This window comes from Methylopila henanensis, from assembly GCF_042681025.1.
GTDB classification, from domain to species: domain Bacteria; phylum Pseudomonadota; class Alphaproteobacteria; order Rhizobiales; family Methylopilaceae; genus Methylopila; species Methylopila henanensis.
In genome coordinates, this window is the sequence record NZ_JBHUER010000008.1 from 15,119 (window position 1) to 30,671 (window position 15,553).

Annotated in this window: 12 protein-coding genes; 6 read left to right on the forward strand and 6 right to left on the reverse strand. The window is 69.2% G+C overall.

Going from position 1 to position 15,553, the window contains the following annotated elements:
* Window positions 1-79: 79 nt before the first annotated feature.
* On the reverse strand, window positions 80-1,276 hold the full coding sequence (locus ACFSCV_RS10555) for an ABC transporter substrate-binding protein (protein ID WP_378799924.1): 1,197 nt from the start codon (window positions 1,274-1,276) through the stop codon (window positions 80-82).
* Window positions 1,277-1,579: 303 nt separating this feature from the next.
* Between ACFSCV_RS10555 and ACFSCV_RS10560 the strand changes: the two genes are divergently transcribed.
* Window positions 1,580-2,539 (forward strand): LysR family transcriptional regulator, encoded by a 960-nt coding sequence (locus ACFSCV_RS10560; RefSeq protein WP_378799554.1) that lies wholly within the window; start codon window positions 1,580-1,582, stop codon window positions 2,537-2,539.
* 96 nt (window positions 2,540-2,635) lie between these two features.
* Here the strand turns inward: ACFSCV_RS10560 and ACFSCV_RS10565 are convergent, their stop codons facing one another.
* Window positions 2,636-5,104 (reverse strand): peptidase G2 autoproteolytic cleavage domain-containing protein, encoded by a 2,469-nt coding sequence (locus ACFSCV_RS10565; protein WP_378799555.1) that lies wholly within the window; start codon window positions 5,102-5,104, stop codon window positions 2,636-2,638.
* Here ACFSCV_RS10565 and ACFSCV_RS10570 point away from each other — a divergent pair.
* On the forward strand, window positions 5,052-5,822 hold the full coding sequence (locus tag ACFSCV_RS10570) for a hypothetical protein (protein WP_378799556.1): 771 nt from the start codon (window positions 5,052-5,054) through the stop codon (window positions 5,820-5,822). The genes ACFSCV_RS10565 and ACFSCV_RS10570 overlap by 53 nt on opposite strands.
* Before the next feature lie 347 nt (window positions 5,823-6,169).
* Entirely contained in the window at window positions 6,170-7,462 is a 1,293-nt protein-coding gene (locus tag ACFSCV_RS10575; protein ID WP_378799557.1) for an MFS transporter, read from the forward strand.
* 22 nt (window positions 7,463-7,484) lie between these two features.
* Here the strand turns inward: ACFSCV_RS10575 and hemA are convergent, their stop codons facing one another.
* From hemA to ACFSCV_RS10590, 3 genes are all read right to left on the reverse strand, one after another.
* Complete coding sequence (gene hemA / locus ACFSCV_RS10580; RefSeq protein ID WP_378799558.1) at window positions 7,485-8,714, reverse strand: 5-aminolevulinate synthase; 1,230 nt, start codon at window positions 8,712-8,714, stop codon at window positions 7,485-7,487.
* A gap of 94 nt (window positions 8,715-8,808) precedes the next feature.
* Complete coding sequence (locus ACFSCV_RS10585) at window positions 8,809-10,533, reverse strand: ABC transporter permease (protein WP_378799559.1); 1,725 nt, start codon at window positions 10,531-10,533, stop codon at window positions 8,809-8,811.
* A 19-nt stretch (window positions 10,534-10,552) separates the two neighbouring features.
* Window positions 10,553-11,581, reverse strand: a complete 1,029-nt coding sequence (locus ACFSCV_RS10590) for an extracellular solute-binding protein (RefSeq protein ID WP_378799560.1) — start codon at window positions 11,579-11,581, stop codon at window positions 10,553-10,555.
* A 250-nt stretch (window positions 11,582-11,831) separates the two neighbouring features.
* Here ACFSCV_RS10590 and dapB point away from each other — a divergent pair, with 250 nt between their 5' ends.
* From dapB to ACFSCV_RS10605, 3 genes are all read left to right on the forward strand, one after another.
* Window positions 11,832-12,638 (forward strand): 4-hydroxy-tetrahydrodipicolinate reductase, encoded by an 807-nt coding sequence (dapB, locus tag ACFSCV_RS10595; RefSeq protein ID WP_378799561.1) that lies wholly within the window; start codon window positions 11,832-11,834, stop codon window positions 12,636-12,638.
* A 103-nt stretch (window positions 12,639-12,741) separates the two neighbouring features.
* Complete coding sequence (locus ACFSCV_RS10600; protein WP_378799562.1) at window positions 12,742-13,359, forward strand: 2,3-bisphosphoglycerate-dependent phosphoglycerate mutase; 618 nt, start codon at window positions 12,742-12,744, stop codon at window positions 13,357-13,359.
* A gap of 89 nt (window positions 13,360-13,448) precedes the next feature.
* A complete protein-coding gene (locus tag ACFSCV_RS10605) occupies window positions 13,449-14,576 on the forward strand; it encodes a TraB/GumN family protein (RefSeq protein ID WP_378799563.1) in 1,128 nt (375 codons plus the stop codon).
* Window positions 14,577-14,579: 3 nt separating this feature from the next.
* Here the strand turns inward: ACFSCV_RS10605 and ACFSCV_RS10610 are convergent, their stop codons facing one another.
* Window positions 14,580-15,518, reverse strand: a complete 939-nt coding sequence (locus tag ACFSCV_RS10610) for a methylated-DNA--[protein]-cysteine S-methyltransferase (protein WP_378799564.1) — start codon at window positions 15,516-15,518, stop codon at window positions 14,580-14,582.
* Window positions 15,519-15,553 lie beyond the last annotated feature (35 nt).

The window sequence follows — 15,553 nt, forward strand, 5'->3', positions numbered from 1 at the left end:
TCGGCTCCGACGGTTAGGACGACGGTCCGAAGGGTGCGTAGGACGGCGGCCGCGCGGACGGGCGGCCCGCCGTCCGGCGTCAGTTGGTCTTGCCGTAGGGCGTCTGCTCGATCGGCAGCAGCTTGCCGTCCTGCCAGGCGGTCAGCTTGTAGTACTTGGGCAGGATGGCGTCCTGACGCTCAGGATCGGAGTCGTCGAAGGCGGGATCGTAGTTCGCGACGAGGCCTTCCATCCGCACCTGATAGAGCGCCTCGCGGACCTTGGCCCAGTCGTAGGCGCCGGCCTTCTCGATCGCCTGCGCGATGATGTAGACGGCGTCGTAGGCGTTGCCGACGCCCGAGCTCATCTTGATGTCCTGCGGGTCCTTGAGGCCGTACTTCGCGGAGATCTTGTCCCAGAGCGCCTTCTTCTTCGGGTCCATCTCGCCCATGAAGGTGTAGGTCTGGACGACCTGGACGCCGTTCGCGAGCGGGCCGGCGAGTTCGCCGAGATTGCCGGCGATGCCCCAGGCGCCGATGATCGTCGGCTTGTAGCCGACCTTGTCCATCGAGCGCAGGATCTGGTTGCCCTCGCGGTCGAGCGCCCAGAACAGCACGACGTCGGCGCCGGCGTCGCGCGCGCGGATCGCCTGGGGCGTCATGTCCTGGTCGTTCCAGTTGAAGGTCTCGGTCGCGACCAGCTCCTTGCCGGCGGCCTTCATCGCCGCCTGCACGTCCGGCAGCGCGCCGTTGCCCCAGCCGGTGTTCTCGTAGAAGAACGCGACCTTGCCGGTCTTGGACTGCGCCATCGCCTTCTCGACGAGGAAGCGGGCGACCCATTTGTCCTTGGCGGAGACGCGGAACATGTAGTTCGGCGACCGGCCGTTCTCGATCGCCTTGGTGTTGGCCGCGAGCACGCCGACGAAGGGAATGCCGATCGCGTTCACGGGCTCGGCCTGCGCGACCGACACGGTGGAGTGGTAGCCGCCGAGGATCGCGACGCATTTGTCGGCGAGCGCGATGCGGCGGGTGTTGTCGACGCCGCGCGGCGGCGCGCCGGCGTCGTCGTACTGGATCAGCTTCAGCGGCTGGCCCAGCACGCCGCCCTTGGCGTTGATTTCCTCGATCGCGGTCTCGGCGCCCATCTTGATCGCCGCCCCGCCGAAGGCCGCAGGACCAGTCGTCGCGACCGAGTTTCCAATACAGGGCGCCTTCTGCGCCAGCGCAGCCGTGGGAGAGAGCGCGATTCCCGCAAGCGCCAGCCAGCGAAACGCATGCGATAATCTAGACGACGTCATGGTGTCTCTCTCCGAGATCATACCGCGCTGCGGCCGAGGGGTGCGCATATCTTCGCGCCGCGTCGAAGGCTGACGGAGACGCGCCCCGCGATCAAAGACGGTTTTCCGATGAGAGCTATCGGCCTGTCCTATGACTTAAAGTTTGCGCAGACCATTAGGCCGCAGAAGATCAAATAAAGCATTGATTATAAATAATTTTTGTCAGGACAAAATCCATAATATATGCATATGATATAATTCTAGGCAGGCGTCGAAAAACGTCGCCGTGCAGGCTGGCTGTCTCAATCGTGAGGATCGTCCCCTATGGATCTGCGGCAGCTCCGCTACTTCGTGCAGATCGCCGAGAGCGGAAACTTCTCCCGCGCGGCGGAGGTGCTGCGCGTCGCCCAGCCCTCGCTCAGCCAGCAGATCCGCAATCTGGAGGAAGAGCTCGGCGTCGAGCTTCTGATCCGGCACGCGCGCGGAGTGACGCCGACCGAGCTCGGCCAGCGGTTCTGCGAGCGCGCGCGCCGCATTCTCGAAGAGGCCGACGGCGCGAAGGCCGACCTGCGCTCGCTCGCGGAAAGCCCCGCCGGCCGCGTCTCGGTGGGCCTGCCGACCTCCGCCGCCCGCGGGCTGGCGCCCCATCTCTATCAGGCCTTCGCGAAGCGCCTGCCGAACGTCCGGCTGCATGTGGTCGAGGCGATGAGCGGCTATCTCGACGAGCTCATCCAGGCCGGACGCCTCGACGTCGCGCTGCTCTACGACCACAAGGCGTTCGAGAACGTCGCCTGGACGGAGATGATGGTCGAGGAGCTGTTCTTGTTCGTGCCCAGGGGGCATGCGCTGGCCGCCCGCGGCGAGATCGCGTTCGCCCGGCTGTTCGACCTGCCGCTGGTGCTGCCCGGCCGGCCCAACGTGCTGCGGACCGTGATCGAGCAGCTCGCCGCCCGCAACGACCTGACGCCGCGCGCGATCGACTGCGACAGCCTGCCGGCGATCGCAAGCATGGTGCGCTCCGGCGACTTCGTCGGGGTCATGCCGCGTTTCGCCTTCGCCGACGAGATCGAGCGCGGCGAGCTCGAGACCGTGCGCATCGTCGATCCCACGCCGTCGTGGCGGCTGTCGGTCGTGGTGTCGAAGCGCACGCTCAACCTCCGGATCGCCGACTTGACCGCGCGGCTGATGGCGGATGTGATCGCCGATCTCGTCCGCCAGGGCGCCTGGCCCGCGAAGCTGACCACGCTCGACCGCCAGACCGCCTCGAAGCGGAGGACGGGGTGACCGCGGAGCCTTAGGAAGCCGTCCCGCCCTGACAAAAAGGGCGCCCGCCCGAACATAGGGTTCGGACGGGCGCCATCGCGCAAGCAGGGCCGGGCGTCAGCCCACCGTCGCCCACCCGACGCCGTAGCCGGTGGCGGCGTCGTAAGGCCGGACGATCTCTTCCAGCATGATCCGCGTCGGGGCCTCGGAACGCCCGCCGGCAGCGTCGAGCCAGAAGTCGGGCTCAGCGTCCGGGCCGATCCTGACCGGAAGCTGGCCGGTCATGCCGGTGACGCACCACTCCTTGGGACGGTCGCGGCGCGGGGTGTGGCGGCGGGTGATGTCGAAATCGCCCCTATCGACGAAATCGTCCAACTCCTCGAACGTCGCGTCTTCCGGCGCCGTGAGCCCTAGCTCCGCCATGCTCTCGACGCTGCCGGAAAAGCCGTCGCGCACGCGACGCTCGTAGCCTGGCGAGCTTTCACGCGGCCATTCCACGCGCGCCGCCTCCCCTTCGCCCGAGAAGACAGCGTGGGCGGGAATGTCCAGGCCGCGACGAGCCGCCTCCTCCTTCGCCCCCGAGAACGCCTCGCGCGTCACCACCTCCGGCGCGGATTCGACCTGCTCCGGCCAGCTCACGACCGTGACCTTGCGGGTCGCGGGCCGTCCCCATTCGTCGCGGACGTAGCGGCCGCGCCATTCCAGATCGTCGGCGTTGCCGAGGACGGACGGATTGACCGAGACCACGCCGAGGATGAAGCGCGCGTCGTCTCCTGCCCGCCCTTTCCGCACCTTCCGCGTTCCCGGCTCGCGCACGACGATGTCGCCGGGCTCGAGCGCTTGTCCGGGCGTCGCCAGCTCCCGCATCTCTGCGTAGTCGGCGCCCATCGTCGACGTGCCGCCGGAGAAACGCCCGATGCCGTCGATCGAGCCGATCCGCCACTTCATGTTTTTCGACGAGGCGCCGTCGGAGGTGATCGCGGTCGGCGAATAGCCGCCGCCGATGCTGTAGGTGCTGACGCTTTCGGTGTTGCGGGAGCCCACCAGCGTCATGAACGTGCCGTTGGAATGGGAGGTCTGGGACGAGATCACGCCCGCGCCGCGCACATTGTCGACGAGCACGGAGCCGCCGTTGGTCTTGGCTCCGCCGCCGGCGCTGGACGACAGGGTTCCAAGCAGGAAGTGCATGTCGCGGTCGGAGCCCGCCGACGTCAGCCGTCCATTGTAGGACGCCAGCACCACGCCCCAGTGACAATTGTAGATGGAGCTGCCGCCAGAGGCGATCATCGCGCTCGCCAGCGTCTTGTCGGCTCCTGAGGCGTTCGGTCGGATGAAAAAGTCCGACGACGCGATCACAGCCGTGGAATCAGCGTTGATCTTGCCGCTGTTGCGGCACGAATAGACGCCGGCTCCCGACCCGTCGACGATGATCTGCTTGATGATCTGGAAATTGGTCGTGCCGACGACGGAATCCGCGCGCGAGCCGATGATGACGTTGTTTGATCCGCTGCGGATGTCGCCGGCCATAGAGCCGAGGATCGTGTTGTAGAAACAGTCCTTCGGGTCTTCGTCCGTGTCGCCGTTGAAGGACGAGATCGCGATTTCCTCCGTGCTGCCGGACGGCGAGAACGGCCCGTCTTCGCCGGCGAGCACGAGTCCCCAACGATCTTTCCGCCTAAGGCCGTCGGCGTCCGGATCTCGGTCGTTCACGCCCTGAAAACCGAACGTGCGGCTGAGCAAAGACGATGCGATGAGCGACGTCTGCCCGTTAGCCTCCACGAAGCGGCAGGCCGTCGCCGTCGAGTTGAAGTCGCCAGATAGGTCCGAGACGCTTATGCCGCCCATGAAATTGTTGGTTCCACGGGCCCAGATCCGCGAGACGCCGGCCGCGACGACCCTGGCTCCCTCGTTGACGACCTCGACCTTGCTCCGGTCGGCGCCGATCAGGATCGCGCTTCCTTTGGTCGACCGCTGCGCACCGGTCGACTGCTCACCGCTGATGATGGCGTGAGTCGTGTCGCCCATGGGATAGTCCACGCCGCCGACACGGAAATAGCCGTGGTAGTAGGCCGGCAACGACCAACGGTTGCCCGTGTAATCGGGCAGCGCGTCCACGAGATAGGTCCGGCCGCACAGGTTGATCCAGCGATCCCCTCCGTCCGCTGTGGCTCTGCTCACCGCCGCAGTGTCGTTGGTCATGCCGTCGCCCGCAGCGCCATAGTCCAGAAGCGTCGCAAGCTCGCTTATCCGCTGGCGCAGGGGGCGCGCCTCGACCCCTCGGCCGCGGACCGCCTCGGCGCCGTAGGCCGGGGCGGACATCATGGCGCGGGTGCCCGTTCCGGACCCGCCGACGCCGCAAAACGCGCCGAGCTGCGGCGACCATGCGATCGCGCGCCAGTCGAAATCGCTGGCCGCGGGCCGCGCCGTCCACACGATCCCGTCCGGCGACGTCATCACCCGGTTGCCCGTTCCGGTGTTGGCGAGAGCGGCGAACAGGCCGATGTCGTCGGACCACTCCACGCCGAGCCAGGCGTTGTCCGCGGCGCTCGCGCGCGCCGTCCAGACGACGCCGTCGGGCGACGTCATCACCCGGTTTCCGGCGCCGCTGGACGCGACCGCCGCGAACAGGCCGATGCCCTGCGCCCATGCGATGGACTGCCAGGCATTATCGACGGCCGAGCTGCGCGACGTCCATGTGAGGCCGTTCGGAGACGTCATGACGCGGTTGCCCGTCCCCGTGGCCGCGACCGCGGCGAACAGTCCGAGCCCCGGCGACCAGACGACCGAACGCCAGTCCTGCGCGGGCGCCGTCGGGCTGACAGCGCTCCACGTGATCCCGTTCGACGAGGTCATCACACGCGCCCCGGAAGACCCGACCGCGACGAACCTGCCGGCCTGCGTCGACCAGCAGACGCTGCGCCACGTCTCCGCGGGCGCGCTGCGCGCCGTCCAGTCGACGCCGTTCGGCGAAGTCATGACCCGCGTGCCCGCGCCTGACAGGGCGACGGCTGCGAACAGGCCGAGCTCCGGCGACCAGGTGACCGAACACCAGCTGTCATCGGCCGGACTCGAGCGAGTGGTCCAGACGAAGCCGTTGGGCGACGTCATGACGCGATTGCCGGAACCCGTCTGCGAAACCGCGCAGAACAGTCCGAGCTGCGGCGACCAGGCGACGCTGAGCCAGGTGTTGTTCGCGGACGTGGAGGACAGCGACCAAGGGCCATCCTCGACGGCTCGACGCCAAAAGGTTTTGAGTGTCATTGTGTCACCTGTTTGTTTATATTCCTACCATCAGATCGCATGATCTCTCTCTCGGCCCCAAGCGGAGCGAGATTTTGTGCTTTGGACCTGGGATCTGACCGCTCTTTCCCTTGAACCTGAACGGAACCGCCGGACTTCGCCCGACGCCGATCTTTGGGAATTAAAACCTAGAACATATAAGGAACAAACGCAAGCGGCTTTCGCCGCCGACGAACTAGGGAACGTCGGTCGTCGCGCCGTTGGCTGTCTGTCGCTAGCGGACGTTTGGAAGCGTCAGGCCGGTGGATTCGGCCCGGCGACGCGCGTCTGACGCTTGTCGCGATTGTGCGGGAACGCCAACGACGGTAAGGCCATGCCCTTTCCGCCAAGCTCCGCCGAAAGCGCCGCCTCGTGACCACCTCCGCCGACGCCCCGAAGAACTCTCCCGCCCGCGTGCTGTTCGCCAGTCTCGTGGGCACGACGATCGAGTTCTTCGACTTCTACATCTACGCGACCGCCGCCGTGCTGGTGTTCCCGAAGCTGTTCTTCCCGTCGAGCGATCCGTCCTCGGCGATGCTGCAGTCGTTCGCGACCTTCGCGATCGCCTTCTTCGCGCGGCCGGTCGGCGCGGCGGTGTTCGGGCATTTCGGCGACCGCGTCGGCCGCAAGGCGACGCTCGTCGCGGCCCTGATGCTTATGGGCTTCTCGACGGTCGCGATCGGGCTGCTGCCGACCTACGCGCAGATCGGCGTCGCGGCTCCGCTGCTGCTCGCCCTCTTCCGGCTCGGACAGGGTCTCGGTCTTGGCGGCGAATGGGGCGGCGCGGTGCTGCTCGCGACCGAGAACGCGCCGAAGGGCAAGGAGGCCTGGTACGGCATGTTCCCGCAGCTCGGCGCGCCGATCGGTTTCATCTGCTCCGCGCTCAGCTTCCTCGTGCTGTCCTGGACGCTGACCGACGAGCAGTTCTTCGCCTGGGGCTGGCGCATCCCCTTCGTCGCGAGCGCGCTGCTCGTGATCGTCGGGCTCTATGTCCGGCTCAAGATCACCGAAACGCCGGCCTTCCGCGCCGCGCTGGAACGGCATGAGCGCGTGCGGGTGCCGTTCGCGGCGGTGATGAGGGATCATACCGGGCTGCTCGCGCTCGGCACGCTTGGCGCGACCGCGACCTTCACGGTGTTCTACCTGATGACGGTGTTCGCGCTGAGCTGGGGCACCGGCGTGCTGAACTACACCCGCGGCGAATTCCTGCCGCTGCAAATGCTGGGCATGGTGGTGTTCGGCCTCACGATCCCGTTCTCCGCCCGCATCGCCGACCGGGTCGGCCGCGAGCGCGCGCTGATCTGGGCGACGATCGGAATTTTCCTGTTCGGCTTCCTGTTCCAGCCGCTGTTCGGCGCCGGCGACGTGGTCAGCGTCGCGCTGTTCCTGATGCTCGGCCTCGGCCTGATGGGCTGCACCTACGGCCCGCTCAGCGCGGCGCTGGCGGAGCTGTTCCCGACCGCGGTGCGCTACACCGGCGCGTCGCTGACCTTCAATCTCGCCGGCATCCTCGGCGCCTCGCCTGCGCCCTATGTCGCGACCTACCTCGCCAAGGCCTACGGCCTCGCGGCCGTCGGCTGGTATCTGTCGGCGATGGCGGTGCTGACGGCGATAGCGCTCGTCGCCGTGGCCCGGCGTCGGGAGACGCCGGCGCTCGCGGTCTGAGGACGCGGGACGGCGGCGGAGCTTACTCCGCCGCCTGCGCCATCTGGCGGCGCGGCAGGTCGAGCTTCTCCCACACCGCGTCCAGCGCGCGGGCGAGCTTCGCGATCAGCGCGTCGTCGTGGAACGGCGTCGGCGTGATCCGCAGCCGCTCCGTGCCGCGGGGCACGGTCGGATAGTTGATCGGCTGGATGTAGATGCCGTGGTCGGTCAGCAGCGCGTCGGAGGCGGCCTTCGCCATCTCCGGACAGCCGACGAACACCGGCACGATGTGGGTCTCGGAATCCATCACCGGCAGGCCGCGGTCGGCGAGCGCGGCCTTGGTGCGGGCGGCCTGCGCCTGATGGCGCTCGCGCTCGGTCTGCGAGGCCTTGAGATGTGCGACCGAAGCGCGGGCGGCGGCCGCGATCGCCGGCGGCATCGCGGTGGTGAAGATGAAGCCCGGCGCGTAGGAGCGCACGGCGTCCACCAGCGAACGCGTGCCGGCGATGTAGCCGCCGATGACGCCGAAGGCCTTGGCGAGCGTACCCTCGATCACGTCGACGCGGTGCATCACGCCCTCGCGCTCGGCGATGCCGGCGCCGCGGGGGCCGTACATGCCCACCGCATGGACCTCGTCGAGATAGGTCATCGCGCCGTAGCGCTCGGCGAGGTCGCAGAACGCCTTGATCGGCGCCACGTCCCCGTCCATCGAGTAGACGCTCTCGAACGCGATGAGCTTCGGGCGCGCCGGGTCGGCCTCCTTGAGCATGCGCTCGAGGTCGGCGACGTCGTTGTGCCGGAAGATCTTCTTTTCGCAGCCCGAGCCGCGCACGCCCGCGATCATCGAGGCGTGGTTCAGCTCGTCGGAGAGGATGAGGCAGTCCGGCAGCAGCCGGGCGATGGTCGAGATGCCGGCCTCGTTGGAGACGTAGCCGGAGGAGAACACCAGCGCCGCCTCCTTGCCGTGCAGGTCCGCGAGCTCGCGCTCGAGCAGGACCAGCGGATGGTTGGTGCCGGCGATGTTGCGGGTGCCGCCCGCGCCCGCGCCCACGCGCTCGGCGGTCTCCGTCATCGCGCGGATGACGGACGGGTGCTGGCCCATGCCGAGGTAGTCGTTGGAGCACCACATGACCACGTCGCGCGCGCCGTCCGGCGCGTGCCACGTCGCGTGCGGGAACGACCCGGCGCGGCGTTCGAGATCGGCGAAAACGCGGTAGCGCTTCTCGAGGTGAAGCTGCTCGACCGCATTGCGGAAGACGTCGTCGTACTTCATCGGCCTCTCTTTTCGCCGACACGTCATAATCATTCTAGTGCGGAATGTCGCGGGTCGAACATCACGAAGCGACAGAACGCCGCGTGATAATTCGTCAGGGGCGGGTGATCGCCTCGACGGGAGCGTCGTCGGCGGCGTGGGACGACGTCCATCGCCGGGCGCTGGCGCGGGCCACCAGCACGACAGGGGCGAGGCCGGTGAGAACGATGGCGATCGCGGCTACCGCGCCGCTCTCGTAGGTGCCGCGGGAGGCTTCCGCGTAGACGTGCGTGGCGAGCGTTTCGAAGTTGAACGGCCGCAGCAGCAGGGTGGCCGACAGCTCCTTCATGCAGTCCACGAAGACCAGCAATGCGGCGGCGCCGAGGGCGGGACCGGCGAGCGGGACGTGGATGCGGCGCACGACGCCGCCCGGCCGTTCGCCGAGATTGCGCGCGGCGTGGTCGAGCGTCGTCGGGATCTTGGCGAGTCCCGCCTCGACGCCGCCGGCGGGTATGGCGAGGAACCGTACCACATAGGCGTAGATCAGCGCGGCTCCCGAGCCGGACAGCAGCAGCCCGGTCGAGACGCCGAGAAACTCGCGCGCCGCGCCGTCGAGCATGTTGTCGAAGGCCGCGAGCGGCGTCAGCAGGCCGACCGCGAGCACCGTGCCCGGCATGGCGTAGCCGACGCTCGCGGCGCGCAGGGTGAAGCGCGCGGGGCCGCCGCGCCCGATTCGCACGGCGTAGGCCACGACGAAGCCGAGCGTCACCGCGATCACGGTCGCGACCGACGCGAACAGCACCGTGTTCAGGGTCTCTTGCAGGATCTGCGGCGGCAGGCCGAACTCCGCGATCCGACGCCAGGCCTCGCGCAGCAGATAGGCGAAGGGGGCGACGAAGCCGGCGAGGATCGGCAGCGCGCAGGCGATCACGCAGGCCGCCTGCCCCAGCGCGCCGGGCGTGCGCCGCGCCGCGCCGCGAACGCCGCGCGCGCCGGAGGACACGGTCTGCCGGCGCCGCGCCCAGCGCTCGAGGGCGACCAGCAGCACCACGATCGCGAGCATCGCCAGCGCGATCTGCGCCGCGCCCTCCACGCTCGATCGGTTCACCCATGTCGTATAGATCGACACCGTCAGGGTGCGGACGCCGAGGAACTCGGCCGCGCCGATGTCGTTCAGCGCCTCCATCAGCGCCAGCGAGACGCCGACCGCGATCGCCGGCCGCGCGAGCGGCAGCGCGACCACGAAGAACGTCCGCAGGCCTCCGGCGCCGAGCGTGCGCGCCACCTCCAGCACCGTCGCCGACTGCATCAGGAACATCGAGCGGGCGGTGAGGTAGACGTAGGGGTAGAGCACGGATCCCAGCAGGAAGACGCATCCGCCCATGGAGCGGATCTCCGGGAACCAGAGGTCGCGCGGGTTCTGGACGCCGAGCGCGCTCCGCAGCGCGGTCTGCACGGGGCCGATCGGGTGCAGGATGTCGAGATAGGCGAAGGCCGCGATGTAGGTCGGGATCGCGAGCGGCAGCAGCAGCGCCCAGTCGAACATGGCGCGGCCGGGAAAACGGTAGGCCGAGACGATCCAGGCGGTCCCGACTCCGACCACGGCGACCACGGCGCCGACGCCGGCGAGCAGGGTCGCGGATTCGATCAGCGCCCGCGGCAGGACGGTCGCGATCAGATGCGGCCACAGATCGCCCGAGCCGCGCAGGGCGAGCCCGACAAGGCCCGCCACCGGCGCGAGCGTCAGGGCCGCGACGACGGCGCTGGCCGTGAGCCAGCGCCGTCCGTCACGGGGGGCGGCGGCGACGCGCGCGTCGCCGCCATGCGTCGCGACGGTCATCGCCGCGTCGGCTCCGGAATCAGTCGTTGAAGCCGACCTCGTCGACCAGCGCGGCCGCGGCCTTGCGGTTCTTTGCGATCTCGACCAGCGGATGGTCGTCGGGCTTGAACGTCCCGAACGCCTCGACGATCGGGTCGGTCTTGGCGCCCGCCTTCACCGGGTACTCGTAGTTCGTCTCGGCGAACAGCTTCTGACCCTCGTCCGTCACCAGGAACTCCAGCAGCTTCACGGCCTCGTCGCGGTTCGGCGCGTTCTTGGCGACCACCGCGCCGGCGACGTTGGCGTGCGTGCCGCCGCTCTTGGCGAAGGTCGGCAGGATGACGTTGATCGAGTCGGCCCAGGTCTTCTGCTCGGCGCCGCCTTTGCCGGAGCGCATCAGGCCGACATAGTAGGAGTTGCCGACCGCGAGGTCACAGGTTCCGGCGAGGATGTCCTTGGCGCCTTCGCGGTCGCCGCCGCTCGGCTTGCGGGCGAGATTGGCCTTGAGGCCGGTGAGCCAGGCCTTGGCTCCGTCCTTGCCGTCCTTGTCGATCACGGCCGCGATCAGCGACGTGTTGTAGGGGTGCTGGCCCGAGCGGATGCAGATCTTGCCCTTCCACTTCGGGTCGGCGAGCTCCTCGTAGGTCAGCGCCTTCAGATCCGGCAGCCGGTCCTTCGAGGCGTAGACGACGCGGGCGCGCATGCTGGTCGCGAACCAGCGGCCCTCGGGGTCGCGGAACGCCGGCGGGATCGCGGTTTCGAGCGCCGCGGACTTGACCGGCTGGGCGAGCCCCTTGTCGACGAGGTCGATGAGGTTGCCGTAGTCGACGACCATCAGGATGTCGGCGGGCGAAGCGGCACCCTCGGCGGCCACGCGCTCCGCGAGGCCCTCCTTGATGAAGATCGCGTTGACCTTGGTCCCGGTCTCTTTGGTGTAGGCGTCGAGCATGGGCTGGATCAGCCCCGGCTCGCGCGTGGTGTAGATGTTCACTTCGGCGGCGAGCGCAGGCGTCGCGGCGCCGAACAGCGCGCAGGCGGCGGCGAGACGGGAGAAAAGACGAGCTGTCATGACGGCGTTCCCGATATGCGGCGCTCCGCCCTCCGAGGCGAGGTCGTTTGTTTCGCCGCCATGCGGTCGTAGGCCCGGCTCTACAAACGGTCAATCAGCTTCGCCAACCTGTCATAAGGATTGAATTAGAACAGTTATAATATAAACGTCACTCTCGTCTCCGGCGTTTCACGCGGCGGCGGGCGACCTGTTATAGCGTCGCCCTGGACCGACCCATCGCATCACGCCTTTCCGCATAAGGACGCCCGCCATGCGCCTCATCGTTGCAGGAACCTCCGGCCGCATGGGCCGCGCGTTGGTGCGTGCGATCGGCGAGACGGAGGGCGTCGAGCTGGCCGGCGCGCTCGAGCGCGCTGGCTCCGAGCATCTCGGCCGCGACGCCGGCGAGCTCGCGGGTGTGGGGCCGCTCGGGATCGCCGTGACGGACGACGCGCTGCCGCTCGTCGCAGCGGCGGACGGCGTCCTCGATTTCACGGCGCCCGAGGCGAGCGTCGCCCTGTCGGAACTCGCCGCGCAGGCGCGCATCGTGCACGTCATCGGCACGACAGGCTTCTCGACGGCGCAGATCGCGCGGCTCGACGCCGCGGCCCGGCACGGCGTCATCGTGCGCTCGGGCAACATGAGCCTCGGCGTCAACCTGCTTGCGGCGCTGGTGCGGCAGGCGGCGCGCGCGCTGGGGCCCGAATGGGACGTCGAGATCGTCGAGATGCATCACCGGCTGAAGGTGGACGCGCCGTCCGGCACCGCCCTGCTGCTCGGCCAGGCCGCCGCGGAAGGCCGGGAGATCGCCCTCGCCGAAAGCGCAGTTCGCGTGCGGGACGGCCACACCGGCCCCCGCGTCGAAGGGACCATCGGCTTCGCGACGCTGCGCGGCGGCACCGTCGTCGGCGACCATTCGGTGATTCTCGCAGGCCCCGGCGAGCGCGTCGAACTCGGGCACCGGGCCGAGGACCGCATGATCTTCGCCCGCGGCGCCGTGAAGGCGGCCCTCTGGGGCTTCCGGCGCAAGCCCGGCCATTACGGCATGGCCGACGTGCTGGGTCTTCAGCCCGCCTGAAAGCGACGCAAAGCTTCGTGCAAAGGCCGTGCGGCTAGGCTAAGGATCGCGCGGCGCCACCACAGCTCGCCGATCCGACCGCCCCTTCCGCCGGAGCAGCCGCATGCAACGTCGCCTCGTCCTCGTCCGCCATGGCCAGAGCGAGTGGAACCTCAAGAACCTCTTCACAGGTTGGAAGGATCCCGGACTGACGGAAAAGGGCGTCGAGGAAGCGAAGGCCGCCGGGGCGCGCCTCAAGGCGCAGGACATCAAGTTCGACGTCGCCTTCACCTCGAAGCTGCAGCGCGCCCAGCGCACCAACGACCTGATCCTGGCCGAGCTCGGCCAGCGCGTCCCGGTGATCGAGGACGCGGCGCTCAACGAGCGCGACTACGGCGAACTCACCGGCCTGAACAAGGACGACGCCCGCAAGACCTGGGGCGAGCAGAAGGTGCTGATGTGGCGCCGATCCTACGAGGTGCCCCCGCCCGGCGGCGAGTCGCTGCGCGACACGGTCGCCCGCGCGCTGCCGTACTTCGTGCGCGAGATATTGCCGCGCGTGCTGAACGGCGAGCAGACGCTCGTCACCGCGCACGGCAATTCGCTGCGCGCGCTGATCATGGTGCTGGAGCGCCTGACGCCCGAGGCGCTGCTGCGCCGCGAGCTGTTCACCGCTGCTCCCATCATCTACGACGTCAACGCGGATTCGACGATCGCCGCGATCAAGGATCTCGCCGGCTGACCGGCCAGCGTTCCGGCAATCGCCGCGGACGCGTTCAGTCATGAAGAAATGATTGGCCGCGCCGCCAAAGCGCGCCATCATTTCGGGCCATGGCGACGTGGTCGACGCGGAACGGCGGTCGGGCGCAGCGTGGGTTTCGCGCAGCGCTGATCGTGCTCGGCCTCGCCACGACCACGTTCTCGTCGGCGTCCGCCGCCGAGGACGCGCCGGCGATCCCGACCCCCGCCCCCTCCGACGACGCTCCTGCGGCCCGGGGCGCGGCGGAAACCCAGGCGCAGGGCGGCCAGCTCGAGCCCTGCGCGGGCGTCGATCTGGTCAAGGCGCTTCAGGCGAGCGATCCGGCCGGCTTCGCGGCGTTCGAGGACGCCGCCCGCAACGTCGTCAACGGACAGGGGCTGCTCTGGCGCATCGAGCGGCCGGGCGGACGGCCGTCCTACCTGTTCGGCACGATGCATTCGACCGACGCGCAGGCCAAGGATTTCGACGAGCTGGTCATCCGCGCGCTCGCCCGCTCCCATGTGGTCGCGATCGAGCTGCCGGGCGCGAGCACCCGTCGCGTCGCCGGCGAGCTTCGCCGCCTCGTCGCGAACCGATCCTACCGCCCGACCGGCGGCGCGCTGCGGCTGCTGCCCGAGCATGTGCGGCCCGACGTCGAGCGGCGCATCGCGCAGGCTGGTATCCCGCCGGGCGTCGCGAACCAGCTCCAGCCCTGGTATCTCGCGCTCGCCCTGTCGCGCTCGACCTGCGCCGCGGCGCCCAACGGCTCGGACACAGAAACCGCGGACGGCCGCATCGAGCGCCTCGCCCATGAGCAGGGATCGGACGTGGTCGCGCTGGAGACCCCGCTGGAGCAGGTCGAGGCGCTGGCCTCGGTGCCGGACGGCGTCGCCGTGCGCATGCTAAAGGACGCGGCCGAACGCGGCATGAAGCCTGAGGACGTGGAGAGCACGATCACCGGGCTCTACCGGACGCGGCGCATCGGCTACCTGCTCGCGATGCGGGGCCCGACCTGGGCCGGCGTGTTCGACGTCGACGGCTACGCCGATTTCCTGTCGGCCTTCATCACCCGCCGCAACGCCTCGATGCTCGATCGCGCGCTGCCGATCCTGTCGCGCGGCGAAGCCTTCCTCGCGGTCGGCGCCCTGCACCTGCCGGGGCCGAGCGGCCTCGTGGAGATGATCCGCCGCTCCGGCTATCTGGTGACGCGCATCTGGTGAGGCTCAGGCGACGGCGCCGTCCTCCGCCGGGCCGTCGCCGCGCCGCTTCGCGGTCTCCCAGCCCAGCATCGCGCGCTTGCGGGTCAGGCCCCAGTGGTAGCCGGTCAGCGCGCCGTCGCGGCCGATCACCCGGTGGCAGGGCACGACGAAGGAGATCGGGTTCTTCCCCACCGCCGCGCCCACCGCGCGCGCGGCCTTCGGGCGGCCGATGGTCTGCGCGATGTCGCCATAGGTGGTGGCGCAGCCGAGCGGCACGCTCAGCAGCGTCCGCCACACCGTCACCTCGAAGTCGGTGCCGATCAGCACCACCCGCAGCGGGCGGTCCGGGCTCCAGCAGGCGGGGTCGAACGCCTGCGCCGCATAAGGTCCGATCGCGGCGTCGTCGCGCACGAAGCTCGCCGCCGGCCAGCGCCGCGCGAGATCGCGATAGGCCTCCTGCACGCCGCCCGCCTGGTCGGCGAAGCCGATGCCGCACAGCCCGCGGTCGGTCGCGGTGAGCACGGCGACGCCGAACGGCGAAGGCGCGACGCCCCAGCGGATGACGAGCCCGGCGCCGCCGGTCTTGAAGTCGCCCGGCGACATCGCCTCGTGGGTGACGAACAGGTCGTGCAGCCGTCCGGGCCCCGACAGGCCGAGCTCGTAGGAGGCGTCGAGCAGATTGACGTCGTCGCGGCGCAGCAGGTCGCGGGCCCGGTCGAGCGTCACCGCCTGCAGGAAGGCTTTCGGCGACAACCCGCACCAGCGGCGGAACACGTGATGCAGATGCGACGGCGACAGGCCGACGACGTCCGCGACCTCCTCCACCGTCGGCTGCGAGCGGAAGCGGGTGGTCAGATGTTCGAGCGCGCGCCGGATCACGTCATAATCCGAGGCCGTCGCGGCGGGTTCGGGCGTGAAGGCCACGGGGACGTCGCCGAGGGGCGATGAAGGGGCGTCGAACATGTCCGGCCTCCGGTCGAGATGCGGTTCGCCGCCAC

Bases quoted from the DNA above. Each gene is read 5' to 3' on its own strand.
- ACFSCV_RS10555 (WP_378799924.1), bottom strand. From the start codon at position 1,276: ATGACGTCGTCTAGATTATCGCATGCGTTTCGCTGGCTGGCGCTTGCG.
- ACFSCV_RS10560 (WP_378799554.1), top strand. From the start codon at position 1,580: ATGGATCTGCGGCAGCTCCGCTACTTCGTGCAGATCGCCGAGAGCGGA.
- ACFSCV_RS10565 (WP_378799555.1), bottom strand. From the start codon at position 5,104: ATGACGTCGCCCGACGGCGTCGTCTGGACGGCGCGCGCGAGCGCCGCG.
- hemA (WP_378799558.1), bottom strand. From the start codon at position 8,714: ATGAAGTACGACGACGTCTTCCGCAATGCGGTCGAGCAGCTTCACCTC.
- ACFSCV_RS10585 (WP_378799559.1), bottom strand. From the start codon at position 10,533: ATGACCGTCGCGACGCATGGCGGCGACGCGCGCGTCGCCGCCGCCCCC.
- ACFSCV_RS10590 (WP_378799560.1), bottom strand. From the start codon at position 11,581: ATGACAGCTCGTCTTTTCTCCCGTCTCGCCGCCGCCTGCGCGCTGTTC.
- dapB (WP_378799561.1), top strand. From the start codon at position 11,832: ATGCGCCTCATCGTTGCAGGAACCTCCGGCCGCATGGGCCGCGCGTTG.
- ACFSCV_RS10600 (WP_378799562.1), top strand. From the start codon at position 12,742: ATGCAACGTCGCCTCGTCCTCGTCCGCCATGGCCAGAGCGAGTGGAAC.
- ACFSCV_RS10605 (WP_378799563.1), top strand. From the start codon at position 13,449: ATGGCGACGTGGTCGACGCGGAACGGCGGTCGGGCGCAGCGTGGGTTT.
- ACFSCV_RS10610 (WP_378799564.1), bottom strand. From the start codon at position 15,518: ATGTTCGACGCCCCTTCATCGCCCCTCGGCGACGTCCCCGTGGCCTTC.